Annotated in this window: 23 protein-coding genes and 1 riboswitch; of the genes, 12 read left to right on the forward strand and 11 right to left on the reverse strand. The window is 66.5% G+C overall.

Going from position 1 to position 24,474, the window contains the following annotated elements; genetic code table 11:
* Positions 1 to 297: 297 nt before the first annotated feature.
* The 9 genes from V7Q81_RS01995 to metK all read right to left on the reverse strand — a co-directional run bounded on the left by V7Q81_RS01995 (position 298) and on the right by metK (position 11,028).
* Positions 298 to 1,731 carry a sigma-54-dependent transcriptional regulator gene (locus V7Q81_RS01995; protein WP_333839895.1) on the reverse strand — a complete coding sequence of 478 codons (1,434 nt, stop codon included), beginning with the start codon at positions 1,729 to 1,731 and terminating at the stop codon, positions 298 to 300.
* The gene (locus V7Q81_RS02000; RefSeq protein WP_333839897.1) at positions 1,728 to 2,762 is read right to left on the reverse strand and encodes a sensor histidine kinase; all 1,035 of its coding nucleotides are present in this window, start codon (positions 2,760 to 2,762) and stop codon (positions 1,728 to 1,730) included. The genes V7Q81_RS01995 and V7Q81_RS02000 overlap by 4 nt, the downstream gene beginning before the upstream one ends.
* A 70-nt stretch (positions 2,763 to 2,832) precedes the next feature.
* Complete coding sequence (locus tag V7Q81_RS02005; protein ID WP_333839967.1) at positions 2,833 to 3,984, reverse strand: MFS transporter; 1,152 nt, start codon at positions 3,982 to 3,984, stop codon at positions 2,833 to 2,835.
* A gap of 313 nt (positions 3,985 to 4,297) precedes the next feature.
* Complete coding sequence (locus tag V7Q81_RS02010; RefSeq protein ID WP_333839898.1) at positions 4,298 to 4,696, reverse strand: 4a-hydroxytetrahydrobiopterin dehydratase; 399 nt, start codon at positions 4,694 to 4,696, stop codon at positions 4,298 to 4,300.
* A 28-nt stretch (positions 4,697 to 4,724) separates the two neighbouring features.
* Entirely contained in the window at positions 4,725 to 5,342 is a 618-nt protein-coding gene (locus V7Q81_RS02015) for a c-type cytochrome (protein WP_333839899.1), read from the reverse strand.
* Positions 5,329 to 6,660, reverse strand: coding sequence for a sulfite dehydrogenase (gene soxC, locus V7Q81_RS02020; protein ID WP_333839901.1), 1,332 nt, complete (start codon positions 6,658 to 6,660; stop codon positions 5,329 to 5,331). Before soxC ends, V7Q81_RS02015 begins: the two co-directional genes overlap by 14 nt.
* 650 nt (positions 6,661 to 7,310) lie before the next feature.
* The gene (locus tag V7Q81_RS02025) at positions 7,311 to 8,258 is read right to left on the reverse strand and encodes a hypothetical protein (RefSeq protein WP_333839902.1); all 948 of its coding nucleotides are present in this window, start codon (positions 8,256 to 8,258) and stop codon (positions 7,311 to 7,313) included.
* Between the two features lie 14 nt (positions 8,259 to 8,272).
* Positions 8,273 to 9,688, reverse strand: coding sequence for an adenosylhomocysteinase (gene ahcY, locus V7Q81_RS02030; RefSeq protein WP_333839903.1), 1,416 nt, complete (start codon positions 9,686 to 9,688; stop codon positions 8,273 to 8,275).
* A gap of 40 nt (positions 9,689 to 9,728) precedes the next feature.
* Positions 9,729 to 9,807: riboswitch (S-adenosyl-L-homocysteine riboswitch) on the reverse strand.
* A 39-nt stretch (positions 9,808 to 9,846) separates the two neighbouring features.
* Entirely contained in the window at positions 9,847 to 11,028 is a 1,182-nt protein-coding gene (gene metK / locus V7Q81_RS02035) for a methionine adenosyltransferase (RefSeq protein ID WP_333839905.1), read from the reverse strand.
* Positions 11,029 to 11,113: 85 nt separating this feature from the next.
* On the opposite strand from metK, the gene V7Q81_RS02040 reads away from it, so the two are divergent.
* The 12 genes from V7Q81_RS02040 to V7Q81_RS02095 all read left to right on the forward strand — a co-directional run bounded on the left by V7Q81_RS02040 (position 11,114) and on the right by V7Q81_RS02095 (position 21,453).
* Positions 11,114 to 12,007, forward strand: coding sequence for a lysophospholipid acyltransferase family protein (locus tag V7Q81_RS02040; protein ID WP_333839908.1), 894 nt, complete (start codon positions 11,114 to 11,116; stop codon positions 12,005 to 12,007).
* Entirely contained in the window at positions 12,000 to 12,986 is a 987-nt protein-coding gene (locus V7Q81_RS02045; protein WP_333839910.1) for a Gfo/Idh/MocA family oxidoreductase, read from the forward strand. Before V7Q81_RS02040 ends, V7Q81_RS02045 begins: the two co-directional genes overlap by 8 nt.
* On the forward strand, positions 12,983 to 14,080 hold the full coding sequence (locus tag V7Q81_RS02050) for a DegT/DnrJ/EryC1/StrS family aminotransferase (protein ID WP_333839913.1): 1,098 nt from the start codon (positions 12,983 to 12,985) through the stop codon (positions 14,078 to 14,080). The genes V7Q81_RS02045 and V7Q81_RS02050 overlap by 4 nt, the downstream gene beginning before the upstream one ends.
* A gap of 4 nt (positions 14,081 to 14,084) precedes the next feature.
* Positions 14,085 to 14,864 (forward strand): acyl-ACP--UDP-N-acetylglucosamine O-acyltransferase, encoded by a 780-nt coding sequence (gene lpxA / locus V7Q81_RS02055; RefSeq protein ID WP_333839916.1) that lies wholly within the window; start codon positions 14,085 to 14,087, stop codon positions 14,862 to 14,864.
* 80 nt (positions 14,865 to 14,944) lie between these two features.
* A complete protein-coding gene (locus V7Q81_RS02060; protein ID WP_333839918.1) occupies positions 14,945 to 15,814 on the forward strand; it encodes a lysophospholipid acyltransferase family protein in 870 nt (289 codons plus the stop codon).
* A 37-nt stretch (positions 15,815 to 15,851) separates the two neighbouring features.
* Positions 15,852 to 16,559, forward strand: coding sequence for a class I SAM-dependent methyltransferase (locus V7Q81_RS02065; protein WP_333839921.1), 708 nt, complete (start codon positions 15,852 to 15,854; stop codon positions 16,557 to 16,559).
* Between the two features lie 6 nt (positions 16,560 to 16,565).
* Positions 16,566 to 17,399 (forward strand): diaminopimelate epimerase, encoded by an 834-nt coding sequence (gene dapF / locus V7Q81_RS02070; protein ID WP_333839923.1) that lies wholly within the window; start codon positions 16,566 to 16,568, stop codon positions 17,397 to 17,399.
* 27 nt (positions 17,400 to 17,426) lie between these two features.
* A complete protein-coding gene (locus V7Q81_RS02075) occupies positions 17,427 to 18,092 on the forward strand; it encodes a DUF484 family protein (protein WP_333839926.1) in 666 nt (221 codons plus the stop codon).
* Between the two features lie 71 nt (positions 18,093 to 18,163).
* Positions 18,164 to 19,033, forward strand: a complete 870-nt coding sequence (gene xerC, locus V7Q81_RS02080) for a tyrosine recombinase XerC (protein ID WP_333839927.1) — start codon at positions 18,164 to 18,166, stop codon at positions 19,031 to 19,033.
* Positions 19,034 to 19,517: 484 nt separating this feature from the next.
* Positions 19,518 to 20,063 carry a chorismate--pyruvate lyase family protein gene (locus V7Q81_RS02085; protein WP_333839929.1) on the forward strand — a complete coding sequence of 182 codons (546 nt, stop codon included), beginning with the start codon at positions 19,518 to 19,520 and terminating at the stop codon, positions 20,061 to 20,063.
* Complete coding sequence (ubiA, locus tag V7Q81_RS02090) at positions 20,060 to 20,917, forward strand: 4-hydroxybenzoate octaprenyltransferase (RefSeq protein ID WP_333839932.1); 858 nt, start codon at positions 20,060 to 20,062, stop codon at positions 20,915 to 20,917. Before V7Q81_RS02085 ends, ubiA begins: the two co-directional genes overlap by 4 nt.
* 293 nt (positions 20,918 to 21,210) lie before the next feature.
* A complete protein-coding gene (locus tag V7Q81_RS02095; protein ID WP_333839934.1) occupies positions 21,211 to 21,453 on the forward strand; it encodes a hypothetical protein in 243 nt (80 codons plus the stop codon).
* 159 nt (positions 21,454 to 21,612) lie between these two features.
* Here the strand turns inward: V7Q81_RS02095 and V7Q81_RS02100 are convergent, their stop codons facing one another.
* Positions 21,613 to 22,932 (reverse strand): tetratricopeptide repeat protein, encoded by a 1,320-nt coding sequence (locus V7Q81_RS02100; protein ID WP_333839937.1) that lies wholly within the window; start codon positions 22,930 to 22,932, stop codon positions 21,613 to 21,615.
* Between the two features lie 39 nt (positions 22,933 to 22,971).
* Positions 22,972 to 24,162: a hypothetical protein gene (locus V7Q81_RS16055; protein WP_442954733.1), complete on the reverse strand. Its 1,191-nt coding sequence runs from the start codon at positions 24,160 to 24,162 to the stop codon at positions 22,972 to 22,974.
* Positions 24,163 to 24,474 lie beyond the last annotated feature (312 nt).

Here is a 24,474-nt window from a genome sequence, read left to right on the forward strand (position 1 = left end):
TGGGATAATCGTAGACAGCCAGTTGCACGATCGGCTCCCCGCGCTTCTTTTTCTCCATGAGCATGGGGATGGTGACCTTCTTGCGCTTTTGTTCGGTCGCTGCTTCTGCCACGGCTCGCTCCTCCGATGAGATGGGAAATTGGGATGTATCGGGTTCTAGCAAGCCATGTGCCAAACCAAAGTGTCGATTGGGGACAGAGACTTAACGCTCGGTGCGCAAGCTACCCATCCCTTTTCCGCGAGGGCCGGGTTTCCAATCGAAACATGGCGTGCGGATGGAAACAAGCCCCCGGCGGGTCACGCGGAGCGCTTAAGATCCCCTTTACCCGTACCCTCTCGCCGCGAATCGCCGCTGCGGTACAGCCCCCAGCGCCGGCGCCGCATCCACAGCGCCTTGCGGCCCACCCCCAGCATGGCGGCCAGCTCCATCTCGCTGTGGCTGTCCTGGTAGCGCCGCACCACCTCCTTCATGTACTCCTCCACGGGCAGAGGGCGGTCGAGGAACTCGCCGGCTGTCCCCGGAGCCGGGGCCGTCGTTCCCTTGGCGGGGGGATCTTCCAGGGAAAGGACGCTGCCTTCGGCCAATATGACGCTGCGCTCGATCAGGTTCTCCAGCTCGCGCACGTTGCCCGGCCAGTGGTAGCTGTAGAGGAAATCCCGCATGGCCGGGCTCATGCCGGTGATGCGCTTACCTAGCCGCCGGCTGTGCTCCTCGATGAAGTGCTGGGCCAAGATTTCCACGTCTCGGCCCCGCTCCCGCAGGGGCGGCACGTGGATGGTGATCACGTTGAGCCGGTAATACAGGTCGGCGCGGAACAGGCCTTGCTCCATGGCCTGCTTCAGGTCCCGGTTGCTCGCGGCGACGAAGCGGGCATCGGTGGCGTAGGTGTGCTTCGATCCCAGGGGGCGCACCTGCCGCTCCTGCAGCACCCGCAGGAGCTTCACCTGCAGATTGAGCGCGAGCTCGGAGATCTCGTCGAGGAATAGCGTCCCGCCGCTCGCTTCGCGAATCAAGCCCTCCGAGGCTGCCACCGCCCCGGTGTACGCGCCCTTGGCGTGGCCGAACAATTCGGACTCCAGGAGCTCGGCGGGGATCGCGCCGCAGTTGATGGGCACAAAGGGGCCCTCGGCGCGGGGGCTGGCGTAGTGGATCGCCTGGGCCACCAGCTCCTTGCCCGTACCGCTTTCCCCCTCGATCAGCACGTTGGCGTCCGAGGCGGCCACTCGGCGGATCATGTCCAGCACGCGCAGGATGCCTTCGCTTTCCCCAATGATGCGGCGGCTCGAGTAGACGCGCTTGAGGCTGCGCTTGAGCATCGCGTTCTCTTTGCGCATGCGCTGCTCGTCCAAGGCCCGTTCCACCGAATACAGGAAGTCGTCGTTGTTGAACGGCTTGATGATGTAGTCGGTGGCGCCGGTGCGCAGTGCCTCGATGGCGCTCTCGATGGAAGAGTAGCTGGTCATCAGAATCACCGGCGTGTCTTGGCCCGCTTCGCGCAGCGCCCGCAGCACGTCGATGCCGCTGCGGTCCGGTAAGCGCAGGTCGCTCACTACCAGGTCGAAGGCTTCGCTCTGGGCACGCTCCAGCCCCGCCGCGGCAGTGGTGACAAACGCGCTTTCGTAGCCGGCGATGCGCAGCATGCACTGGATGCATTCGCCGACGCCCAGGTCGTCGTCGATCACCAGAATGCGCTCGTCGCGGGCGCGGATCTTCAGGTTGGAATGGTTCATTCCCGTCGCTTCCACAGGGGCAATTCGATGTAGAACCGGGCGCCCTTACCGTAGGTACTCTCGGCTCGCATGCGGCCGCCGTGCTCGTGGACGATTTCGTTGCTGATGGTGAGTCCGAGCCCGGTACCTTCCCCCCGCGCCTTGGTGCTGAAGAAGGGGTCGAACAGCTTCGGAAGGTGTTCGGGGCGGATGCCGGGCCCATCGTCCTGGATCATGATCTCCACCTGCTCGTTTCCCGGCCGCCGGGTAGTGACCAGGATACGCCCGCGCCCCTCCATGGCCTGCACCGCGTTGGCGAGGACGTTGAAAAACACCTGCAGCAGCTCCCGGGGGTTTGCGCGCACCACCGCCGCCGGATCCTTGTGGTGTTCCACCACCACCTCCCGGTAGGTGCGCTCGTGGCGCACCAGCACGAGGGCTTCCTCCAGGACGCCATCCACGGCCACGGGGCGCCGGGGCTCGGTGGCGGCTCGGGAAAAGCCGGAGAGCTGGCGCGAGATCTCCAGGATGCGGCGCACATTGGCCGAGATGCTGGCGAGACCCCGTGCCAGCACTTCGGGATCGCGCCGGCCTTCGGTCTCGAGGATCTGCAGCATGGAGTGGATCGCCGCCAGGGGATTGCTGATCTCGTGGCACACCCCGGCCAGCATGAAGCCCAGGGAGGCGAGCCGCACGGTTTGGGCGTGCTCGGTCTCCAGCTCGGCGAGGCGCGTCTCGTCGGTAATGATCAGCACCGCGCCGCTGGCGATGGGGCGCAGCCACACCCGCTCCACCACCTCCTTGCCTTCCGTCTGGCGGGTGACCAGCGCCTCCTGGGCTTCTCTCAGCTCGCCCCGCAGAGCGGTGGCGTACTCGGGCAGCGCCTCATGCAGCGAAGGAGGCGAGTGGGGATCGGGGCGTAGGCCCCGCTGCTCCATTGCGGCGTTGGCGCACACCACCCGCCCTTCCTCGTCCAGGAGCACGGCCGGCCAGGGCAGGGCGTGCAGCACCGGGAACAGGGTGGGGTGGAAGACGGGTTCGGTCTTGGGCATCCGGCGCTCCGAGGGCTCGGGGGCCTTTGCGCTTCGGCGCTCGTCCGAGGTCGTCGATCGGGCCATGGTTTTATACCTCGGCCGGAGCGCGCGCTCGCTCGATGCGCCGCTCGTCGATGGGCCAGCACAGGCCTGCCGCCACCAGGCTCAGCCCGAGGGCGAAGAGCCACACCGCCTGGTACGAGCCGGTAAGATCGAAGACGTAACCCCCGTACCAGGCGCCCAGGAAGCTGCCCACTTGATGGCCCAGGAAAGCGATGCCGAACAGGGTAGACAGGAAATTGACGCCGAAGATCTGGGCCACGAGCCCGTTAGTGAGGGGCACGGTGCCGAGCCAGGTGAAGCCCATCACGGCGGCGAAAGCGTACACCGACAGGGCCGTGACGGGCACCAGCAGGAACACGCCGATGGCCGCCGCCCGCACCAGGTAGATCGTGGCGAGAAGGTTCTTCTTGCTACGGCGGTTGCCCAGCAGCCCGAAAGCGTAGGAACCCAAGATGTTGAGCGCCCCCACGAGGGCAAGCGCCGTCATGCCCGTTGCCGCCGTCATACCCCGGTCCAGGAGGTAGGCTGGAAGGTGCAGCATGATGAAGAGGGTCTGAAAGCCGCACACCAGGAAAGACAGGGTGAGATACCAGAATCCCCGGTGGGCTCGGGCCTCCGCCAACGCCTGGGAGAAATTGAGGGCGCCACCGGCGCCAAACCCCGCCGGGCGCCCAGCCAGGGCAGCGGCGAGGGGCACAATCAGGGCGGAGGAGAGCGCCATGACCGCAAGCGCCCACTGCCAGCCCAGACTATCGATCAGGAACTGGCCGTAGGGCAGCAGGGCGAACTGGCCGAAGGAGCCGCCCGCTCCCACGAGCCCCAGGGCGGCAGAGCGGGTGCGGTCGTCGAAGGCGCGGCCCACCACTCCCATCACCACGCCGAAGCTGGTGCCGGAGAGGCCCAGGCCCACCAGGAGACCCGCACTCAACGCGAATTCCGTGCCGCTTGCGGCGAGGGCCATGGAGGCGAGCCCCGCTGCGTAACAGGCACCGCCAACCACGAGCACCCGCCCCGCGCCGTAGCGGTCGGCGATGGCGCCGGCGAAGGGCTGGGCCAGCCCCCACACCAGATTCTGCAAGGCAATGGCGAAGGCGAAGGTCTCCCGCCCCCAGCCGAGCGCGACGGTCATGGGCGGCAGGTACAGGCCGAAGGACTGGCGTATGCCCAGCGCCAGCATGAGGATCAAGCTCCCGCAGATTAGGACTCCCCGCGGGTCATACCCCGGTCGCAGCCTCACCCTTTCATCCTCCTCGGGCGATCGAGCCCGCTTGCCTGCTTTCTTGGTCCCCCGCCCGAGCGTGCCCCTCCGAGACAGGCTTTTTTTTGGGAATGCAATCGCTTACATTATATACACACTCGCGTTTTTCCCTCGCCGATCGAGCGGCGAGCAAAAAGAGCGGCCGGGAACGCGTCCCCGGCCGAAGCCTCACGACAGGGAGGAGGAAGCCGTTACCTGACAAACGTTCGTGGACGCAGCGCGAGCGTTGCCTTCACGCCGCCGAATCCAATCGGTCGTAGTCGATATACCGGAAACGGGGTTCGTGATTGGGCGTGCCGCTGAGCGCACCGCATTCCCGGGCAGGCTGCCAATGCACCACCTCTTCGATCTTTCCGGCCAGGGCAAAATCCTTGTCGGTGAGACCGCCCGCCTTGTGGGTCATCAGCCGCACCGTGACCGTCCCATAGGCAAGGCACACCTCCGGGTGGTGCCACGCTGCTTCGGCCAGGTGGCCGATGGCGTTGGCCACCATGAGGCTCGCCTTCCAGCCGCTTGTCCGATAGCGGCGGCACAGCCGGCCGTGCTCCACGGACCAGAACGGCAGTTCGGTGGCGAGCCGGATACGGGCCTCGTCCTCCGTGTAGAGCTTTAGTGTCCCCTGGCTTTGCATCGGTCGTCCTTCCCTCCCGGTCGCAAGCCTAGCCGCGGATCGGCTTACAGTCGCGCATGCAGCGCTCATTGTGCACATCCGGCCGATCGTCCAGGATGAAGCCGTTGCGGTTGGGCATCTGGATCGTGGGCATGGTCTGGGCGTTCATGACGAAATTGTCTGGAATGAGCCCATTCAGGTACAGGATATAGGCCGACACCGCGTAGACTTCGTCGCTCGTCAAGGTCTGGGGCCGATCCATGGGCATCGCCCGGCGGATGTAGTCGAAAAGGATCGGCGCGTAGGGATACATGCTGCCCGGGGTGAGCACCCGCTGGTTGGTGGTGAAGGAGTTGATGCCCCCCACCATGGTCCCGAACTGAGGCCCGCCCTTGGCGTCCGGCCCGTGGCAGGCCGCGCACTTCGCCTCGTAGACCTGTTTGCCCTGGGCCACCGTACCGCTGCCCGGGGGCAGTCCCTTGCCGTCGGGGGTGCGAATATCGATGTTCCACGGTGCGATGTCCGCTTCACTGATGGGCTTGCCGTAGGCCACCGGGGGCTTGGCCGGTTTGGCCTCGGTCATGGAAGCTTTCATTTGCTCCACGGTGGCGCAGCTTGTCACCGCCAATGCGGCCGCTAAGGCCACGATCAGGTTACGCGACCGCATTTTTCACCTCCCCTGCGCTGTTGATGGCCCACGGAAAGATTCCGTTGTGGTGTTGAACGAATCCGGTCAGCGCCCGGACTTTGCCGATCTGCTCCACCGTCGGCTGCACGTAACCGGTGGAGTCCACCGCCCGGCTGGCGATGACGGCGGGCGCGCCGTCCCATTTCCAGCGGAAGCGGAAACGGGTGAGGCATTTGTCGAAGATGGGCTCTTCCAGCTGAGCTTGGTGCCAGTTGCGGCCCCCATCCACCGTCACATCCACGGCGGTGATCTTGCCGCGCCCGGACCAGGCGAAACCGACGATCTCGTACAGGCCCGGCCCTTTCAGCTTCATCCCTCCGGAAGGATTGGTGATAACCGACTTGCACTCCATCACGAAGCTGAATTGGCGCCACTTGCCGCCCGGCATGGGGTCGGTATAGCGGGCCGTTTCGCTCCGGAAGTGCCAGGGCTGGTCCCCCACTTTGATACGCCGCAGCCACTTGACCGATACGTTGCCCTCCCAGCCGGGAATGAACAGGCGCAGGGGATAGCCCTGCTCGGGACGGAGCATCTCTCCTCCCTGGCCGTACACCAGGAGGCAGTCGTCCAGCACTTTCTCGATGGGAATGCTGCGGGTGTGGGCCGAGCCATCGGCACCCTCGAAGAGGACCCACTTGGCGCCGGGCAGCACGCCCGCTTCGTCCAGGAGCCAGGACACGGGAATCCCGGTCCACTGGGTACAGGAGAGCAGCCCGTGACTTTGCTGTACCGTAGGGGAGGCCGCTTTGGTCCAGTCGGTCAGGGTGTTGCCCGAGCACTCCAGGAAATAGAACTTGGACACGGAGGGGTAGCGGGTGATGTCTTCCATGGTGAAGACCAGGGGCTGCTTCACCATGCCGTGGATCACCAGGCGATGGGTGGCCGGATCGATGTCAGGGGTGCCCGCGTGGTGGCGCTCGAAGTTAAGGCCGTTGGGGGTGATAATGCCCGTCTGATGCTGCAGCGGCGTCATGCTCCAGTCGGAAAAGTTCTGACGGTTCTTGAACACGGAGCTGCGCTCGCGGAAGACGTGGGCCTCGTATTTCGAGGGCATCCCGTACATTTCCTGGGGAATGGGCCGTCCCATGGACTGGTTGCTCGGGGGAATGGAAAGGGCGGCGGCGCGGGCGACGCCCGTGCCGGCCACCATGGCTCCCCCGGCTGCCAGGGCGCCTCCGGCGAAGGCCAGGCTTCCCCGGATGAAGTTTCGCCGGCTGGGAGATCGGGGCACGATATCGCCTTCGGGGCTCGCTCCCAAGGCGCGAGGATCGGCAACGACGCCTGAGCGTTTCGGCATGGACTGTCCTCCTCTCGATGGCCATTCACAGGCTGTCCCGCTGCGCAGGACAACCTTTTGTCTTTACACCTTCTTTTGGCGGCCCGGACGACGCGGCGGGCAAACGCCTACCGTTTCGGCCCGAAACCCCTGCAAACGGCTGAGCATTTCGCATGCCATGCCCCCTCGGACCAGACATGTCCTTGTTGCTCAAGGAAAAGCTTTTTTCGAGGGGCGAGAGGAGTCCCCCCCGGAGCGGGTGCGGTTCCCTTAACGAAACGCGAAAGAAGGGGGCGTGTTGCGGATGGAAACGAACCGTCCCCGGCCCACGCCGTCACCGGGGCGTGACGGCGTGCCTGGGGGAAGAGAAGCGCGTCAGCGCGAACCGTTGGGGCGGGAGACGCCTTCCGCCCACGGGCAGTCGTGGCATAGCTGCCGACCGGGGCAACGGCCTTGCCGGCGCATGAGGCAGGCCCCTCTCTCGTGGCCCAGCCGCACCGCCAAGGTCGCCGGGTCGAAGGCGGGGAGCAAGGGGGTGGCCCAGCCGAGAAGCCTTGAAATGGGATTGCGCATGGAAGCGTTCCTCCAATCCTTTCGTGAAAAAAAGGTTACCCTTTCCATCGCGCCAGCGATTTGATCTCGATCAAAAAGCCGCAGTTGTCGGCAACGGCCTACGTGCTGGAAGCTCGCCCCGGACGGTATGCGTCCAACACCTCGGCCAGGGCGTGGAAGAGGTCGATGGAGGCATCGATTTCTTCTTTGTTAATGGACACGCTCTCCACGTTGATGCCGAGGGGCAGGTGGGCGTAGGCTTCGTGGGAGAGGATTTCCCGCAGGTTTGCCTGGCAGATCTCGATGGATTTGGCGAGGGGACGCGGCGCCGTGAGAATCGCCCGTTCGGTCGCCTGCGGCACGGCGATGCCCAGCCACTTGATGAAGTTCATGGTCTTCTCCCGGCCGCAGGGGGCGAAGGTGAGCACCACCCGCCGGGGCTCGGCCCCGCGTTCGCGGCATTCCCGGGCGTAGTCGGTGAGCATGCGCACCGTGGGCTCGGCATGGTAGACCGCCTGGGAGATGAAGAAGCGGCAGCCGCTTTCGGCCTTGGCCAGCATGCGCTGACTCTCGCTGTGGGCTCCCGCGTGCCGCTCGGCGATGGCCACCCCGCCCAAGGTAAAGCCCGCCCCATGGGCCGCGGCGAGTTCCATGGCGTGCAGCAGCGAGATGGCGCCGTCGCTGGCGCCCCTGGAGGTGGCGCGGCCCACCAGGGAAAGGTGTCGCACCCGATAGAGGTGGGCGGTCTCCTCCAGCCACGCCCGCCATTCGGCTTCGGTCGCCTGGCCGATGCACTTGTAAGTGACCACGGGCAGCCCCGTGAGAGAGGAGAGCAGCCCAGAATAGACCCGGGAGTCGATGGTGCGTTGGAACGGGAAGGGCCGCGGTACCGGCGTGCGCCCGCTCTCGTCCTGGATGTCGTAGACTACCAGGCCGTCCAGAGGGAGCCCTCTCACCCGTTCGTGCAGCCGGCTCGCGGCGGTGCGCACCACCTCTTCGGGCGAATCCTCCCGGGGCGGCGTCGTTCCGTAGAGGAAGACCCGCTCCCGCGGATCGAGCAGCTTCACCCTGAGATCCATGCTCAATAGCGGTAGTGGTCGGGTTTGTAGGGTCCTTCCTTCGGCACGCCGATGTAGCGGGCCTGCTCGTCGGTCAGCTCGGTGAGCTGGGCATCCAGCTTCTTGAGCTGCAGCCGCGCCACTTTTTCGTCGAGCCGCTTGGGCAGCATGTAGACGCCCACCGGGTAGCGCTCGGTGTGGGTGTAGAGCTCGATCTGGGCGAGCACCTGGTTGGCGAAGGAGGAGCTCATCACGTAGGACGGATGGCCAGTGGCGCAACCCAGGTTTACCAGCCGCCCTTCGGCGAGCAGGATGATGCGCTTGCCGTCGGGAAATATGACGTGATCCACCTGGGGTTTGATGTTCTCCCATGGGTACTGGCGCAGGCTGGCTACATCGATCTCGTGGTCGAAGTGGCCGATGTTGGCGACGATCGCGTTGTGCTTCATGCGCCGCATGTGCTCGTGGGTGATCACGTTGATGTTGCCGGTGGCGGTGACGAAGATGTCTGCCTTGTCGCAGGCGTAGTCCATGGTCACCACCCGGTAGCCTTCCATGGCCGCCTGGAGTGCGCAGATGGGATCGATTTCGGTCACCCACACTTGCGCTTGCAGGCCCCGCAGCGCCTGGGCGCTGCCCTTACCTACCTCGCCGAAGCCGCACACCACCGCCACCTTGCCCGCGATCATCACGTCCGTGGCGCGCTTCAAACCGTCTACCAGGGATTCGCGGCAGCCGTAGATGTTGTCGAACTTGCTCTTGGTCACCGAGTCGTTGACGTTGATGGCCGGAAACAGCAGCCGTCCCTCCTTCTGCATCTGGTACAGCCGGTGCACGCCGGTGGTGGTCTCCTCGGTCACCCCTTTGATGTTGCGGGCGAGGGTCGCGTACCAGCCGGGCTTGGCGGCCAGACGCTTCTTGATGGCGCTATAGAGGGCCCGCTCTTCTTCACTCTTGGGGTCGGCGAGCACGGATGGATCCTTTTCCGCCGCCACGCCCAAGTGCACGAGCAGGGTCGCGTCGCCCCCGTCGTCCAGGATCATGTTGGGGGTGCCTCCGTCCGCCCACTCGAAGATGCGGTGGGTGAATTCCCAGTATTCGTCCAGCGTTTCGCCTTTGTAGGCGAATACCGGCGTGCCCCCAGCGGCGATGGCTGCAGCGGCATGGTCCTGGGTGGAGAAGATGTTGCAGGAGGCCCAGCGCACCTCCGCCCCCAGGGCCTTGAGGGTCTCGATCAGCACCGCCGTCTGGACGGTCATGTGAAGCGAGCCCGCAATGCGGGCGCCGCGCAGGGGCTGCTGCCGGGCGTACTCTTCCCGGATCGCCATGAGGGCGGGCATCTCGCTCTCGGCGATGGCGATTTCCTTGCGCCCCCAATCGGCGAGCTGGAGGTCGGCCACCCGGAAGTCGTTGAAGTCGGGATTGGGAACTGCGCTCATAGCCCTTTCTCCGCTAAAAATAAAGCGCTCGCACCTCATCGAGATGCGAGCGCCGTTGATTTCCCTGAGCCTGGCCGCTCATCCCGGGAAGGGGGGCGGTCGCAGCGCTCCTCAGTGAAGGCAAAGTATAGCGAACGTCGGTGCCGGACGGAACCCGTTCACGCCACGGCGGGCGCCTTGATTCCTGCATCGGCCCGCAGGGCTTCCGCCTTGTCGGTCGCCTCCCAGGTGAACTCCGGTTCATCCCGGCCGAAATGGCCATAGGTGGCGGTGCGCGTATAGATCGGTCGCAATAGATCCAAGGCTTGGATGATGGCCCGGGGGCGCAGATCGAAGTGCCGCTCGATCAACTTCACGATCCGCTCGTCGGGAATGCGGCCGGTGCCGAAAGTGTTCACCATGAGGGAGACGGGTTTCGCCACCCCGATGGCGTAGGCCACCTGGACCTCACACTTGCTGGCGAGCCCCGCCGCCACGATGTTCTTCGCCACGTAGCGCATGGCATAGGCGCCCGAGCGGTCCACCTTGGAGGGATCCTTGCCGGAGAACGCTCCGCCGCCGTGCCTGGCGTAGCCGCCGTAGGTGTCCACGATGATTTTGCGTCCCGTGAGGCCACAATCACCCATGGGGCCACCCACGACGAAACGGCCAGTGGGGTTCACCAGGTAGCGGGTGTCGGCATTGATCAGCTCCTTGGGCAGCACGGGCTTGACGATCTCTTCTACCACCGCTTCGGTGATGGCGGCATGGGAGATGTCAGGCGCATGCTGGGTGGAGATCACCACCGTTTCAACGTGCACCGGGCGCCCGTTCACGTAGCGCACGGAAACCTGGGACTTGGCGTCGGGCCGCAGCCACGGCAGGCGCCCGTCTTTGCGCAGCTCCGCCTGGCGCTGCATGAGCCGATGGGCATAGAAGATGGGCACGGGCATCAACTGGGGCGTCTCGTCGCAGGCGAAGCCGAACATGAGACCCTGGTCCCCGGCGCCCTGGTCCAGCTCTTGCTCCTTGCTCCGGTCCACCCCCCGGGCGATGTCGGGCGACTGCCGGTTGAAAGCGGTGAGTACCGCGCAGGTCTGGTAGTCGAAGCCGATCTCCGAGCTGTCGTAGCCGATGCGCTTGATCACGCTGCGGGCGATTTGGTTGTAGTCCACCACTGCCCGGGTAGTGATCTCACCCGACATGACCACCAGGCCGGTGGCCGTCAGGGTCTCGCATGCTACCCGGGCGTTCGGGTCCTGCGCTAAGATAGCGTCCAGCACGGCGTCCGAGATCTGGTCGGCCATTTTGTCGGGATGGCCTTCCGACACGGATTCAGAGGTAAAAAGAAATTCGTTCATCGTTTTCTGCGGCAAGGGTTCTGGCCAGGGCCCAAAAAAGGTTAATAGGATAGCAGAGTCCCCCTCCGAGTTGCACGGTGGGTCCATGCTGAGACCCTTGTTGGGCTGGGCGGCCTACCTTCCCCTGAGCTGGCTCCATGCCATCGGCGGCGTGATCGGGCGGGGCGTGTACCTGTCCTCTCCCCGCTATGCCAGGCGCTTGCGGGAAAACCTGAAGGCGAGCGGCGTGTGCCCTGAGCCGCAGGCCTACCGTCGACTTTTGCGCCGCACGGTGGCGGAGGCCGGCAAGGCGGTGGCGGAGCTCCCCAAGGTATGGTTCGGTGATCCCGGGCGGGCGGATGCCCTGGTGCGGGAGTGTCGGGGCTGGGAGCACGTGGAGGCGGCCCTGGCGGCGAAACGGGGGCTGATCCTGCTCACGCCCCACCTGGGCTGTTTCGAGATCGCGGGGCTTTACCTCTCCCGACGGCTGCCCATGACCATCCTGTACCGGCCACCCCGGGTGCGCTGGCTCGAGCCCCTGATGATCGCCGGACGCGCCCGCGGCCGGGCGAAGCTCGCCACCACTGACTTGCGGGGCGTGCGCCAGCTCCTCAAGGCGCTCAAACGGGGCGAGGCGATCGGCGTACTGCCTGACCAAGCCCCGGGCCGGGGCGACGGGGTGTGGGCACGGTTTTTTGGCCGACCCGCCTATACCATGACCTTGGTGGGACGGCTGGCGGAGAGCACGGGTGCCCCGGTGTTGATGGTGTTCGCCCGGCGGCTCCCCCGGGGAGCGGGCTACCGCTTGAGCTTGACGCCCCTGCCGCCCCTGCCGGCGGATCCGGTCCAGGCGGCGGAAAGGCTGAACGCCGCGGTGGAAGCCCTGGTGAGGCAGTGCCCGGAGCAGTACTTGTGGAGCTACAACCGCTACAAGGTACCTCCCGGGGTGGCACCGCCGCTCGCGCAAGGAGGAAGAAAGAAGGACCCTGAGGGTGGATAAACGAGCTGCTGCCCTGCGGGCAGCTGTGATCGGCGTGGGGTACCTGGGGCGCTTGCATGCCCAGAAATACGCAGCGCTGGATGGGGTGGAACTGGTCGCCGTGGCAGACGCCGACCCGCAACGGGCGAGACAAGTGGCCGCCGAGCTGGGCACCCGCCCCGTCGACGATTTCCGAGCCCTGCTCGATGGGCAGATCCATCTCGCCTCCATCGTGGTGCCCACGGAGCATCACTACGACGTGGCCCGGGCCTGCCTGGAGGCGGGAGTGCACGTGCTGGTGGAGAAGCCGGTGACGGAAACGCTGGCCCAGGCCCAGGCGCTGCAGGCGCTCGCCGAGCGTCGCCGCCTCACGCTGCAGGTGGGACACCTGGAGCGGTTCAACCCCGCTTTCCTAGCGGCGCGGGAGATAGTGCGCGAGCCCCTGTTCATCGAATCTCATCGCCTCGCCCCGTTCAAGCCCCGGGGGACCGACGTGGCGGTGACTTTGGACCTCATGATCCACGACATCGATCTCATCCTGGATCTGGTGGCGAGCCCGGTGGCGGAGGTGCGCGCCTCGGGGACGCCGGTGCTCACCGACGAAATCGACATCGGCAACGCCCGCATCGAGTTCGAAAACGGCTGCGTCGCCAACGTCACGGCGAGCCGGGTATCCCAGAAAGCCATGCGCAAGCTGCGGATCTTCCAGCCCGACGCCTATGTCACGGTGGACACTCTGACGCATCGGCTGACCGTGGCCCGCCGGGAGCCGGGCAGCGGGCTGGCCGAGGCGAGACTTCCCATCCGGGTCGAGGAGCAGCGGTTCGACACACCCGATCCCCTCGCCGCCGAGATCCGGGATTTCGTCGCTTGCGTGCGGGAGGGCCGCCGGCCCGCGGTGGGCGGGGCGGAGGGCCGGCGGGCGTTGGAGGTGGCGCTCGCCATCACCCAGGCCATGGGCCGCTCCAGAAGACGGGCGGGGAGGATGGAGGCCGGATGAACATTCCCATGGTGGACCTGAAGGCGGAATACCGCGAGCTGGGCGCCGAGATCGAGCAGGCGGTGGGCGCCGTGCTCGCCTCGGGCCATTTCATCCTGGGCCCCCAGGTCCAGGCGCTGGAGCGGGAGGTGGCGGCTTATTTGGGGGTGAAACACGCCGTCGCCGTGGCCTCCGGCACCGACGCCCTCCACCTCGCCCTACGGGCAGCCGGCGTCCAGCCGGGCGACGAGGTGATCACCAGCGCCTTCACCTTCATCGCCACCGCGGAGGCGATCTCCTATCTCGGCGCGCGGCCCGTATTCGTGGATATTCATCCCGGGACGTTCAATCTGGACCCCGAAGGCGTGGAGGCGGCGGTGACCGAACGCACCCGGGCCATCCTGCCGGTGCATCTCTACGGCCAGGCGGCGGACATGGGGCCGATCTTGGCCGTGGCGCGCCGCTGGGGGCTCAAGGTGATCGAGGACTGCGCCCAGTCCTTCGGCGCCGACTATCAGGGCCGCAAGACGGGTGCCTTGGGGGACGCGGGCTGCTTCTCCTTCTATCCCAGCAAGAACCTGGGGGCCTACGGGGACGGGGGCATGGTGGTGACCGACGATGAGGCCCTGGCGGAACGGGTCCGGGTGCTGAGGGACCACGGCAGTCGGGTGCGCTATCACCATTCGGTGGTGGGCTACAACAGTCGCCTGGACGAACTGCAGGCGGCCATCTTGCGAGTGAAGTTGCAACGCATCGACGCGCTGAACGCCCGACGCCGGGAGGCGGCGGCAGGCTACACGGCGCGGTTTGCGGGCAGCCCGATCGCCCCACCGGCCGAGGCGGGCCACGGCCGCCACGTCTATCACCAGTACACGGTGAGGTGCGCGCGGCGCGACGCCGTCCGGGACGCTCTGAACCAGGCGGGCATCGCCAGCGCGATTTACTACCCGATTCCCCTCCACCGCCAGGAGGTCTACCAGGCGGACTACCGGGACCTGAGCCTCCCCCGCACCGAAGCCGCGGCCCGGGAAGTGCTATCCCTTCCCATGCATCCCTATCTCACCCCGCAGCAGGTGGACCGGGTCTGCGCGACGGTGCTGGCGGCGGTAGGGTGAGGCCTTGGCCTCCTCGATCCACTCCACCGCCCTGATCGCGCCGGGGGCGCGCCTCGCGGCCGGCGTGCGGGTGGGTCCTTACGCCGTGATCGAGGAGGATACGGAAATCGGCGAGGGCTGCACCATCGCCGCCCACGCGGTCATCAAGCGCTACACACGCCTGGGTCCCCGCAACCACATCGGCGAGCACGCGGTGATCGGCGGCGAGCCCCAGGACTTCAAGTTCAAGGGCTGGCCGAGCGCTGTGGTCATCGGGGAGGGCAACGTTTTGCGCGAAGGGGTCACGGTACACCGGGGCAGCACCGAAGGGGCCGTGACCCGCATCGGCGACGGGTGTTTCCTCATGGCGGGAAGCCATGTGGGCCACGATTGCTCCCTCGGAAACCAGGTGATCCTGGCCAACGGGGCCTTGGTGGCGGGATTCGTCACCGTGGGCGAGCGGGCCTTTGTGTCCGGCCACGTGGCGATCCACCAGTTTTGCCGAGTCGGTCGGCTCGCCATGCTGGGGGGGCTTGCTCGCATCTCCCAGGATGCCCTGCCCTTCGTCATCACCGAGGGCTCGCCGGCCCGGGCCCGGGGCCTGAACCTCGTGGGGCTCAAGCGGGCCGGCGTCCCCGAAGAGGACATCCGGGCACTGAAGCGCGCCTACCGGACGCTGTTCCTCTCGGGACTCCTGCTGGAGCAGGCCCTGGCGGCCCTCGACGAGTCTTCCTCGCCCCTGGTGGCGGAGCTCATCCGCTTCATCCGGGAGTCCAGGCGGGGCATCACCCGTGGCGGACGCTGAGCTGAAGCGGCGGCCCGGTGCCCGCGCCGCGAGCCTATTTTGCTTACCCGCGCGGGTAGGGCGGGGAACGGACTAATGCCATGTGGGCCCGGCTGGGGGTTGCCACCCTGTGGCTGCTGCACTTTCTGCCCTGGCCGCTGCTCGCGGCCTTGGGCGGCGCTCTGGGCCGCCTCGCCTACCGGCTGGCCGGAGCGCGCCGCCGGGTGACCCTCACCAACCTGCGGCTTTGCTTTCCATCCCTGGCGGAGGCAGAGCGGGAGCGGCTCGCCCGGCGCCACTTCGAGGCGTTGGCAGTGGCGGTGCTGGCCGAAGGCATCGCCTGGTGGGGCTCCAAGGCCCGGCTCAAGCGCCTGGTGAGCTTAGAGGGGGTGGAGCACTGGCATCGCCTCCAAGGGCAACCCGTCATTCTGCTGGTCCCCCATTTCGTCGGGCTTGACATTGGGGCGGTCCGCCTCGCGGCCGACTGGCCTGCCTGCGCCATGTACCGCACTCAAAGCAATCCGTACATCGACCGGCTGCTGAGGCGCGCCCGCACCCGGTTCGAGCCGGTCACGCTGGTGTCGCGCCGAGACGGCATCCGGGGATTGGTCGCCGCCCTCCGTAAGGGGCTGCCCTTGTACTATCTACCGGACCAGGATTACGGCGCCCGGGATGCCCTTTTCGTGCCGTTTTTCGGCGTTCCCACCGCCACCGTGACGGGCTTGAGCCGGCTGGCCCGCCTGACCGGGGCCAAGGTGTTGCCCGTGGTGACCCGGCAACTTCCCCGTGGGCGCGGCTACCGCATCCAAATCGGTCCCCCTTGGGAGGACTTCCCTGGGGAAAGCGTGGAGGCGGACACCCGGCGCATGAATGCCTTCATCGAGGCGCGGATCCTGGAAATGCCGGAACAATACTTCTGGCTCCACAAGCGCTTCAAGACCCGGCCGCCGGGGCAGGCGCCGGTCTATTAGGGGAAGCCGGGGAGGCAAGGAGTAGAATAGCGTTTCGATGAGCCCCAATCCCGCTGCCGCACCCGCGGCCCCCCGGATGGCCCTTGCGCGTGTGCCCGAGCCGGAGCTGATGGACGATCCCGCCCAGGCCCAGGCCTACGCCGAGGCGGACTTTTCCGAGCCCCATCAAGCCTTCGTGGAGCATTTCCGCCGCCGCTTCCCCGCCTTCGCCGGCGGGCGGGTGGTGGATCTGGGCTGCGGTCCGGCGGACGTGACCCTCCGCTTCGCGCGGGCCTTCCCGAGGGCGCACCTCCTGGGCGTGGATGGGGCGCGGGCCATGCTCGCCCTGGCGCAGGAGGCGGTGGCGCGGGCGGGCCTTGAGGAACGCATCCGCTTTGCCTGGCTTCGGCTGCCCGCACCGGCCCTTCCCCGCGGGTTCGATGCGGTCATCAGCAATAGCCTCCTGCACCACTTGGCCGATCCCCAGACCCTCTGGGCGGCGGTGGGTCAGGCGGCCCGTCCGGGAGCGCCGGTGCTGGTCATGGACCTGATGCGGCCCGCAGCCGAGGCCGAGCTTGAGCGCTTGGTGGCGACCTACGCCGCTGAAGTCCCCGAAATCCTGCGCCGGGATTTCCGCAACTCCCTGCGGGCCGCCTATCGCCCGGAAGAGGTGCGGGCCCAACTCGCTCAGGCGGGGCTTGGCGGTTTTTCTGTGGAAGCGGTGAGCGACCGCCACCTTCTCGTGTGGGGCAGCGCTCCGGGCTGACGTTTCATGCGACTGCGCTTCACCAAGATGCAGGGGCTGGGCAACGACTTCGTCGTGCTCGACGGGGTGCGCCAGCCCGTCGTCCTCACCCGGGAGCAGCTGCGGCGCCTGGCCGACCGCCATTTCGGCGTGGGCTGCGACCAGATCCTCCTGGTGGAGCCGCCGTCGCACCCGGAGGTGGATTTCCGCTACCGGATCTTCAACGCCGACGGCAGCGAAGTGGAGCAGTGCGGCAATGGCGCGCGGTGCTTCGTGCGTTTCGTGCATGAAAAAGGCCTGACCACCAAGCGGGAGATCCGGGTGGAGACCCGCTCGGGGGTCATCGTGCCCCGGCTGGAGGCCGACGGTCAGGTGACGGTGGAGATGGGCATCCCTCGCTTCGAGCCCCGGGACGTGCCCTTCCTGGCCGAGGGCCGTGCCCTCACTTATCCCCTGGAAGTGGACGGCGCGGTGCGGGAAGTGAGCGTGCTTTCCATGGGCAATCCCCACGCGGTGCAGATCGTGGAAGACGTGGACGCGGCGCCGGTGGAGCGGGAAGGACCGCTGATCGAGCGCCATCCCCGTTTCCCCGAACGAGTGAACGCGGGCTACATGCAGGTGTTGGACCGGCGCCACGTGCGGTTGCGCGTCTACGAGCGGGGGGCCGGGGAGACCCTAGCCTGCGGCACCGGGGCGTGTGCGGCGGTGGTGGCGGGCATCCAGCGGGGCCGGCTCGATCCCGAGGTCGAGGTGTTGACTCGGGGAGGGCGGCTTATCATCCGCTGGGAAGGCGAGGGCCGCCCAGTGTGGATGACCGGGCCGGCCCAGACCGTGTTCGAAGGCGAGATTGAGATCGAATAGACGGAAGTAAAGGGGAGAATGCAATCCATGATGCCGATGAATCCCGACGACGTGGCGCGCTACCTCAAGGACCATCCGGAGTTCTTCGAACGCTACGCAGAGCAGATGGCGGAGATCTACGTGCCCCATCCCCATGGGGGCCGCGCCATCCCTCTGTCGGAGCGTCAGATGCTCGCCTTGCGGGAGAAGAACAAGCTGCTGGAAGAGAAGCTGCGGGAGCTGATCGGCTTCGGCGAGGAGAACGACGCCATCGGGGAGAAAATGCACCGCCTGAGCCTGGCCTTGATGGCAGCACCAGACCTGGCTTCGGCGCTCTACGTTCTTGCCTTCAACTTGCGGGAAGATTTCGGCGTGCCCCATGTGGCGATGCGCGTGTGGGGCGTGGAGAGGGATTCCCTGGACCTGCCGGAGCTTGCCCCGGTGAGCGCCGACGTGCGTGCCTTGGCCGAGGGGCTCACCCAGGGCCATTGCGGTGGCCATATCCCCCCGGAGCTCCTCGCCTGGTTCGGCGAAGCGGGAGCCCACCTGCGCTCCTTCGCCCTAGTGCCCCTCCGGTACGGGCGTACCCTGGGGCTCCTGGTGCTGGCGAGCGAAGATTCCCGGCGCTTCTACCCGGAAATGGGAACGGTCTATCTCGGCCGGCTGGGCGAGCTGGCGGGAGCCGCGGTGGCTCGTTTCAACGCTTGTTCTTGATCCCTGCGGACCTGGGTTTATCGGTGAAGGAGCACCCAAGACCCGGCCCGCATGCTTTGCGCCAGGGGTTCTTGGCCCACCTGGGGATGGAGCGCCGCCTGAGCCCCCATACCGTGAAAAGCTACGGGCGGGACGTGGACTTGCTGCTCGCGCTGGCCCAAACGACGCCCCTCCACGAGCTGGATTCCCACCACATTCGCCGCTTCGCTGCCATCCTCCGCGGGCGAGGACTTTCGGCCCGCAGCCTGGCCCGGATCCTGTCGGCGTGGCGCGCTTTCTTTCAATACCTCGCCCGGGATCACGGTTTCGGTGCCAACCCCTGCTTCGGGGTGCGCTCGCCTCGGGTGAAGCGGGCTCTGCCCCAGGCCCTCTCGCCGGATCAGGCGGCGAAGCTCCTGGCCTTTGAGGCCCGGGATCCCCTGGCGCTACGGGACAAGGCGGCGTTCGAGCTCTTTTACTCCTCGGGGTTGCGGCTCGCCGAGCTGGCGGGGCTCGCGGTAGAAGACGTGAATTTCACCGAGGGCACGGTGCGGGTGACCGGCAAGGGCGCCAAGACTCGCGTGGTACCAGTGGGGCGCTACGCCTTGGAAGCGCTGCGCGCCTGGCTCGCAGTGCGCGACCGCTTCGCCGGGCCCCGCGAGACGGCGCTGTTCCTCGCCCGCACCGGCGCCCGCCTGAGCCCGCGGACGATCGAGGCCCGGCTCAAGGGCTGGGCCGCACGCCAGGCGATCGCGGCCAACGTCCATCCCCATGTCCTGCGTCATTCGTTCGCCTCCCATCTGCTCCAGTCGAGCGGCGACCTGCGGGCGGTGCAGGAGATGCTGGGCCACGCGAGCATTTCCACCACCCAGGTGTACACGCACCTCGACTTTCAACATCTGGCGAAGGTCTACGATGCGGCGCACCCGAGAGCAAAAAAGAAAAAGCGGGAAGGATCCTGACGCCGGTTGGAGGCGGGCAGTGCCCGCCCAGGCCTTCGCAAGCCACAGACCATGCCTCGGCTGGTCGCCAGCTCCGGATGAAGCTCCACGATCCGGCGCGTTGGCGATCGCGCGGTGGCGAACCCGTTCCCGCTGCGCTGCGCTCCCAGCAAGTCGGGCCTGCTTGAGCCCACTGCCTCGGTGGGCCCATCCCATGGGGCGGTGCGTTTCGACTTGCACTCAACGCGCTTTACCGGGCGGGGTGCGGCTCAGGGGCTTTGCAGCCGGCTCGGCCAAAACGCCTGGGGTATGCTTTCAGCGTACTGCCTGAAGCCCGTTCCCGGGCCTCTACGCGGCGTTTCGCTGGCCGCGACACACCTTGGGCGGACCACCCTTAAGGATGCGTCTTCTCGAGCGCGAACCGCTCTCTCTCATCCATGGCTGCGCATTCGGCGCGCGAGGCTGTCTTTGGCATAATTTCATTCTTTCCTTTCTGCGAAGATGAATGAGCGCCGCATCCCGCTTGATCGTCTGGCGAGGCCGACTGAGCGGTTGCCCCAGCGGCTACCGGAGTTGGCTCCGGGATCGGGGCTCCCTCACGGCCCGGCTGCGCCGTGTGTGCGACGCATTTCGCGTCCAACCGCTGGCCCAGGGTCTCGCCCTGCCTTTGCCCGATGAACGGGAGCGCCTCCAGCTCAAGCCCCGGGAGCGGGCGCTGGTGCGAGAGGTGTTCCTGTATTGCGCTGAGGTCCCTGTGGTGTTTGCCCACTCGGTGGCGGCGCGCCGGGACCTGAACGGGCCGTGGCGGCGGTTGTCGCACTTGGGTGTCCAGCCCCTGGGAGAGGCCTTGTTCACCGATCCGCGGGTGTGCCGCACACCGCTGGAGTTCAGTCGACTGCGTCCTGGGGATGGGCTGTTTTGTCGTGCCTCAGCGCGCCTTGCCCCGCGGCCGCCTGAGCTGTGGGCGAGGCGCTCCCTGTTTCGCCTGGAAGGACGATTGCTTCTGGTGACAGAAGTGTTTTTACCCGGCGTTCTCCAGCTCAGGCCATGATCCTGGCTGACCGTCTCGACGCCTACGCTCGGCTGGTGCGGCTCGACCGCCCCATCGGCATCTTGTTGCTGCTATGGCCGACCCTGTGGGCGTTGTGGCTTTCGAGCGACGGCCGACCGGACTGGGCGGTGGTGACGATCTTCGTCGCCGGCACGGTGCTCATGCGCTCCGCCGGATGCGCCATCAACGATTTTGCCGACCGCCACATCGATCCTTTCGTCGAACGCACGCGTCACCGGCCCCTGGCGACCGGACGCGTCACACCGGCGGAGGCCCTCGCCGTGGCGGCGGCCCTGGCCTTCGCCGCCTTCCTGTTGGTGCTGCAGTTGAACCGCCTCACGGTGCTGCTTTCCGTGCCGGCGGCGCTGCTCGCCGCGACTTATCCTTTTACCAAGCGCTTCTTTCCGTTTCCCCAGGCCTATCTCGGCGTTGCCTTTGGCTTCGGCATCCCCATGGCCTACGCGGCCCACACGGAAAGCGTGCCCCTGGTCGCCTGGGTCCTGCTCGCCGCCAATGTATGCTGGTCCATCGCCTACGATACTGAGTACGCCATGGTGGACCGGCCCGACGACCTGAAGCTGGGCATCAAGACCTCCGCCATCACCCTGGGGCGCTACGACGTGGCCGGCGTGATGGCGGCCCACGGTGCTTTCCTTGCAATCATGGCCGGCGTGGGGAGTACCCTCGAACTTGGGTGGACGTACAACCTGGGGCTTGCCACGGCGGCAGGTCTTGCCGCCTATCAGTACTTTCTGATCCGGGACCGGGACCGGCAACGCTGCTTCCAGGCGTTTCTGCACAACAACTGGGTGGGCGCGGCCATCTTCGTCGGCATCGTGGCGAGCAGCTTGTGAGCGGCCCAGAATGTTGGGATTTCGCGAGGGGCAGGACGTTGCCGGCCCGCCGAGCCAATGCGGATCGTGTTCTGATGCCAGGGACATGTTTATGGATCCTCGGACCTTCCCTCTCGTCGGGTGCGTTTCGCTACGCTCAACGCACCGGCGACGGGAGGGTCTCCGAAACGGTGCGCCCCAGCGAAACCTCCCGCGCTGGCGGAAATTCTGCGACGCCCAATGACGCTCGCAGGTGCCAGGGCTTCGGGCCGAAGACCTTGCCCGGGGGTACAGATTAATGGCAGGATGACGAGATGGAAAACATCGAGAGCCTCATCCTGGAACATCTCAGAGCCCTGCGCGACGGCCAGGGGGCCATCGTTCGCGAAGTGAGCGAGCTGCGGGTGCGGATTGGCTCCCTGGAATCCCATGTGGCGGCCTTGAGGCGAGACATCGCTTTGCTGCACGAAGACGTTGCCGCCATCAACGCGCGGCTCGATCACCATGAAGAGCGGCTTGCCCGCATCGAACGGCGGCTCGAGCTGACGCCGGTCTGATTCCATGGACATCTCTCTTTGTGTGAGACACTGTGCGCTAGTAACTGTAGAGGGCGTTGAGCGTAGCGAAACGCACCGGCGGCGGGAGGGTCTGCAGAAGCGGTGCGTCCCGGCGCATCCTCCCGCGCTCGTGTTCGGGTCGGGCAGGCGCTTGGCCCCTCAGCCGCCACCCAGCTTTTCCAACTCCTTGCGGGCGTCGGCGGCGTAAGGGAAGTCTTTCTGGATTTCCAGGGCCCTCTTGAGCGCCGCGATCGCCTCCTGGCGATTGCCCTTGCGGCGGTGGGCGACCCCCAGGCGGTAGTAGAACTCGGCCTGGGGCGGTTGCGTGCCAGCCGCCTTCTGAAACGCGGCGATGGCCGGGTCCAGCTCCCCACGCAGCAGATGAATCGTGCCCAGGGTGTCGTGGAAAGTGCCCACCCCGGGTGAGAGCGCCACCGCCTTCTGGGCAAGCCGCAGCGCCTCGTCCAAGCGCTGCCCGCTCTGGGCCAGCAGCCAGGCTAGATTGTTGTGGGCCGGGGCGTGGCGGGGGTCGGCCTTCAGGGCGGCGCGATAAGCCTTCTCGGCTTCGACCATGCGGCCGCTGCCGTGGTACGCGGTGCCCAGCTTGAACTGGGCATCGGCATTCTTTGGCGCTGCTTGCGCGGCGCGCTGGTAATCGGCGATGGCTTTGTCATGTTCCCCTTTAGCCATGAAGAGGTCGCCCCGATCCAGGCGCGCCGGCACGAAATCCGGATGCGCCTCGAGAAGCTCGTTGAAAGCCGCCAGGGCCGGCTCTAGTTTCCCGCGGGAGAGGTGGAGCCGGCCCAGGGCCTGGAGGGGCAAGGGATTTCCCGGGGAAAGCGCTGCCGCCTTGCGGAAGGCCGCTTCTGCCTCGTCGAATCTCCGCTGGGCCGCGAGCGCCATGCCGAGCCCGTGGTGGGCGCCTCCGTGGCGGGGGGCGAGCCGCGCCGCCTCTCCATAGGCCTCGGCGGCTTCCTTGGGCTTGTGGAGGGCCGTCATGTACAGATCGCCCAGGTCCAGGTAGCCGCCGGCCGACTTGGGATCGAGGCGGATCGCCTTCTGAAACGCGGCTTCCGCGGCGGAGTGCCGCCCCATGACGAATTCATAGCGCCCCCACGCCCGCTGCACCGCCGCGTCCTCTGGGGCGGCAGCGAGGGCCTTGCGCAGCCAGTGTTCAACGCCCTTCAGGTCCTTCTTCAGGCGGGCCACCTCCGCCAGCCCCAGCAGGGGCTCGGGTGCTTTTGGGTCGAGCGCGTGGGCTTGCGTGAACGCTTTCGCTGCCTCCGTCAGGTCGTTCCCGTTGAGCGCTGCGTAGCCGGCCTGGAGCTTGTCCTGAACGGGAGTGCCCTCGGTCTTGGGCGCTCCCGGGGGCGAGGTGCGGGGAACCAGCAGTTCCAGGGAGACCGCGCTGGCGGGGTGAGGGGCGGCCAGCGCCAGCAGGGCGATCACGCCAAAGCGTATTGCACAGCGGGAAGTCACGGCACACCTCCGGAGACGGCGGGCGTCCATCGACCGGGATTATCGCCCTGGCCCCGGAAAACAAAAACCCCTTTCCAGCAGGGCCGGAAAGGGGCGAGGGTCGAGTCTAATCGGTTCAGGGCCGCTTGCGGGAGCGAAGGGCGGCAAGCCCCACGAGCCCCAACCCCACCAGGGCCAAGGACCCCGGCTCGGGCACACCGGTGGGCGGAGGGGGGGGTTCCAGCACGCCCCCCCCGTGGCGCCGAAAGCGAAGATGAAGGTGTTGGGTGTACCGGTTTCGGGGCTGCAGGAGGAGCTAAACCTCGGATTGCACTGTCCGTACGAGTAGAGGCCCGCGCCCACAAGCGCTCGCGCCGCATCGGCCTCCGCTTCGGTGCCCGCGGCGCCGTAGAATATTACGAACGAGCGCGACGCTCCATGGGCCAGCGCTTCGAACTCAAAGTCGAAAACAGCTCCGTGGTCATCCGCGCCGCAGTCGGTGAAGTTCTTGTTAAGCATGTCCGCGGCGGAGCAGGGATTGGCGCCGGACACGCCAAAAGCGCCACCAGAACTAGCTAAAGGGTTGGCCGTGTCGAAGCCGTCGTTTCCGGTCCGGCGCACGTTGTTCCCGTTAGCGATGCCCAACAGGGCTGGCACCCCCTGGATGGTCACGAACTCGCTGAAGGCTGTCGGCTCCACGTCCCAGTCCATCACCCGGCGGTACACCACGTCCCCTGCCGCCAGGTCCATGCCGGAGAGGTTCTGGAGGGTGACGTCCACCTGGTACAGATTGGGGGAGGCGCTCGGATGGTAGTGGTGGGTGACCCGTAAAAGGGGTGCGCCGGAGGTCCCCAGGATTTCCACCACCGAAGTCGCGGTACTAGCGGTCGCGGAAAAGCTTACCAAGGATAGATTCACGATACCATCAACAGATCGGTTGGCGTAACCGCTGATGCCCAGGCTCACGATTCCCGCACCCCATCCCTCGCATAAGCAGCCTGGGGCGGTGGATTCGGCATTCGTGGAGTTAAACCGGAGGCCCACCGGTGCAGTCCCGCCCAAGGACACTCCCGGGTACGTCCCTACTACCTCCGGATCCGTGGGGTCAACGTTGAGATGCCCCTCATCGTTCACTCCCAAAGTGATGGTACCGTTTGTGATGAAGGCGCCCGCCTGCGCGGCGCCTGCCAACCCCCATCCCACGGCCATGAAGCCCAGCGCCAGCACCGCCTTGCGTAACTTCGTTTTCATGGCGAACCCCCTTCTGTAGCCTCTGGCGTCATTGGAATTGCCCGAAATTGTCTAAAGCAAAGGCAGTGCCATCGACATCTTTCTTTTGTGAATCCGCGAGATGGGCAAAAGCCTTCAACGACCGTGGGCTGGGTTTGTTAAAAACGCCGACTAAAGCGGCCGTAGCGCTGGAAAATCGCGTGGACCCAAGGTGCCGCCCCCTGCCCCTGGCCCCTTTGGGTCATCCCTTTTCATGGCATACGGCACGGTATCCTTTGGTCTTTTTTCATTTTCTCGGGCGGCGGGCGCCGAGGGCTTGGCCAAGCTCGCCGC

Origin of the sequence: Pelomicrobium sp., assembly GCF_036803785.1 — a bacterium.
In the GTDB taxonomy this organism is placed as follows: Bacteria; Pseudomonadota; Gammaproteobacteria; order Burkholderiales; family UBA6910; genus Pelomicrobium.

Coding starts and splice junctions, on each gene's coding strand:
- V7Q81_RS01995 (WP_333839895.1), bottom strand. CDS start 1,731: ATGAACCATTCCAACCTGAAGATCCGCGCCCGCGACGAGCGCATTCTG.
- V7Q81_RS02000 (WP_333839897.1), bottom strand. CDS start 2,762: ATGCCCAAGACCGAACCCGTCTTCCACCCCACCCTGTTCCCGGTGCTG.
- V7Q81_RS02005 (WP_333839967.1), bottom strand. CDS start 3,984: ATGCTGGCGCTGGGCATACGCCAGTCCTTCGGCCTGTACCTGCCGCCC.
- V7Q81_RS02010 (WP_333839898.1), bottom strand. CDS start 4,696: ATGCAAAGCCAGGGGACACTAAAGCTCTACACGGAGGACGAGGCCCGT.
- V7Q81_RS02015 (WP_333839899.1), bottom strand. CDS start 5,342: ATGCGGTCGCGTAACCTGATCGTGGCCTTAGCGGCCGCATTGGCGGTG.
- soxC (WP_333839901.1), bottom strand. CDS start 6,660: ATGCCGAAACGCTCAGGCGTCGTTGCCGATCCTCGCGCCTTGGGAGCG.
- ahcY (WP_333839903.1), bottom strand. CDS start 9,688: ATGAGCGCAGTTCCCAATCCCGACTTCAACGACTTCCGGGTGGCCGAC.
- metK (WP_333839905.1), bottom strand. CDS start 11,028: ATGAACGAATTTCTTTTTACCTCTGAATCCGTGTCGGAAGGCCATCCC.
- V7Q81_RS02040 (WP_333839908.1), top strand. CDS start 11,114: ATGCTGAGACCCTTGTTGGGCTGGGCGGCCTACCTTCCCCTGAGCTGG.
- V7Q81_RS02050 (WP_333839913.1), top strand. CDS start 12,983: ATGAACATTCCCATGGTGGACCTGAAGGCGGAATACCGCGAGCTGGGC.
- V7Q81_RS02060 (WP_333839918.1), top strand. CDS start 14,945: ATGTGGGCCCGGCTGGGGGTTGCCACCCTGTGGCTGCTGCACTTTCTG.
- V7Q81_RS02065 (WP_333839921.1), top strand. CDS start 15,852: ATGAGCCCCAATCCCGCTGCCGCACCCGCGGCCCCCCGGATGGCCCTT.
- dapF (WP_333839923.1), top strand. CDS start 16,566: ATGCGACTGCGCTTCACCAAGATGCAGGGGCTGGGCAACGACTTCGTC.
- V7Q81_RS02075 (WP_333839926.1), top strand. CDS start 17,427: ATGATGCCGATGAATCCCGACGACGTGGCGCGCTACCTCAAGGACCAT.
- V7Q81_RS02085 (WP_333839929.1), top strand. CDS start 19,518: ATGAGCGCCGCATCCCGCTTGATCGTCTGGCGAGGCCGACTGAGCGGT.
- ubiA (WP_333839932.1), top strand. CDS start 20,060: ATGATCCTGGCTGACCGTCTCGACGCCTACGCTCGGCTGGTGCGGCTC.
- V7Q81_RS02095 (WP_333839934.1), top strand. CDS start 21,211: ATGGAAAACATCGAGAGCCTCATCCTGGAACATCTCAGAGCCCTGCGC.
- V7Q81_RS16055 (WP_442954733.1), bottom strand. CDS start 24,162: ATGAAAACGAAGTTACGCAAGGCGGTGCTGGCGCTGGGCTTCATGGCC.